The organism is Mesorhizobium sp. M7D.F.Ca.US.004.03.1.1, from assembly GCF_003998635.1.
In the GTDB taxonomy this organism is placed as follows: domain Bacteria; phylum Pseudomonadota; class Alphaproteobacteria; order Rhizobiales; family Rhizobiaceae; genus Mesorhizobium; species Mesorhizobium loti.
In genome coordinates, this window is the sequence record NZ_RZQG01001170.1 from 1 (window position 1) to 1,611 (window position 1,611).

Sequence of the window (1,611 nt, forward strand, 5' to 3'; positions counted from 1 at the left end):
GTTCATCATACGTTGCACAAATTCGGTGGAGGTGGAATGGTCGGACCCGAGGACCGGCCCGAAGATACCGACCGGATTGACGACGGCCAGCTCCAGCTTGCCACCCTCGGTGGCCACGAAATCCCAGGCAGCGCGTTCGGCCAAGGTCTTCGACTTCACATAGGCACTGACCTTGGCCGTAGGATCGGTCCAGCTCTCCTCGGTGAACGGCTGGCCTCCGGGCGGCATCTTGCCGTAACCGATCGCCGCGAAGGATGAGGTCAGCACGACGCGTTTGACATGGGCGTCTCGTGCGGCCCGCAGCACCCGTAACGCGCCCTCACGAGCCGGAATGATCAGCTCGTCTTCATGCTTCGGCACCCCGGCCGGGAATGGCGAGGCCACATGCAGGACGTAGTCGCAGCCAGCAACGGCTTGTGGCCAGCCCGCGTCGCTCATGAGATCGGCGATTGCAAAGGAGAGCCTGTCGCCCGGTTCAGTGCCACCAGCCTTGAGCATGGCCAGAACATCGGCTTCACGCTTGGCGGAGCGCACTGTCGTGCGCACGCGATACCCGGCGTTCAGCAGTTCGGCAATGCAGTGAGCACCGAGGAAGCCTGATCCGCCGGTGACAAGCACCAATTCGCCGCTCATGCCCGCCTCCGCAACTGTTGAAGTCTACGCGTTCGAGCCCGTCAGATCGCCACCTGTGTACCGATCTCCACCACGCGTCCGGTCGGGATCTGGAAATATTCGGTCGCGTCGGCCGCCGTGCGCGCCAGGCCGATGAACAGCTGGTCCTGCCACACCGGCATGCCGGAGTTGGGTGACGCCTTGAGCGAGCGACGCGACAGGAAGAAGGACGTCGTCATGATGTCGAACTTCCAACCCTGCTTGCGGCAGATCGCCAGCGCACGCGGGATGTTAGGCTGTTCCATGTAGCCGAAGGTCAGTGTCACCCGCATGAACAGCTCATTGATCGTTTCCATCTTGATCCGCTCGCTGTCGGGCACCACGGGCTGCTGCGCCGTCACCACAGAGAGGATGACGTTCTGTTCGTGCAGCGCCTTGTAGTGCTTCAGGCTGTGCATCAACGCGGTCGGCGCACTGGCGGGATCGCTGGTCAGGAACACGGCCGTACCGGACACCAGCTGCGGTTTCTTCTTCAACAGATTGCCCGCAAGGAAATCGAGCGGAATCTGGTTCCTGCGCGTCTTGTCAAATAGATACCTGCTGCCTCTTATCCAAGTCCACATGGTCATCACGATCACTGCGGCAATGGCAAGCGAGGCCCAGCCGCCTTCGAATACCTTGACGATGTTAGCTGCAAAGAAGCCGGTATCGATGAAGACGAACACCGCCATTAAGGCTATCGCGACGCCGAGCGGCCATTTCCAGATGCGCGTCATCACAACAAAAAGCAGTATGTTCGTCACCAGCATATTGCCGGTCACCGAAATACCGTAGGCCGAGGCCAGCCGGCTGGATTCGCCGAAGCCGACCACCAGCAGCATCACCACCAGCGCCAGCATCAGGTTGATGCGCGGCAGATAGATCTGGCCCGACTGTTTTTCCGACGTGTGCTGGATGACGAAACGCGGCAGCATGTTGAGCTGTACCGCTTGCCTGGCC

2 protein-coding genes are annotated in these 1,611 nt (G+C 61.0%); both read right to left on the reverse strand.

Annotated elements, in window-relative coordinates; all coding sequences use genetic code 11:
• Positions 1-633: NAD-dependent epimerase/dehydratase family protein (locus tag EN935_RS35185; protein WP_127374182.1), on the reverse strand; the 633-nt coding region annotated here is incomplete at its 3' end.
• A 41-nt stretch (positions 634-674) separates the two neighbouring features.
• On the reverse strand, positions 675-1,611 hold a 937-nt coding region (locus EN935_RS35190), incomplete at its 5' end, for a KUP/HAK/KT family potassium transporter (protein ID WP_206534656.1).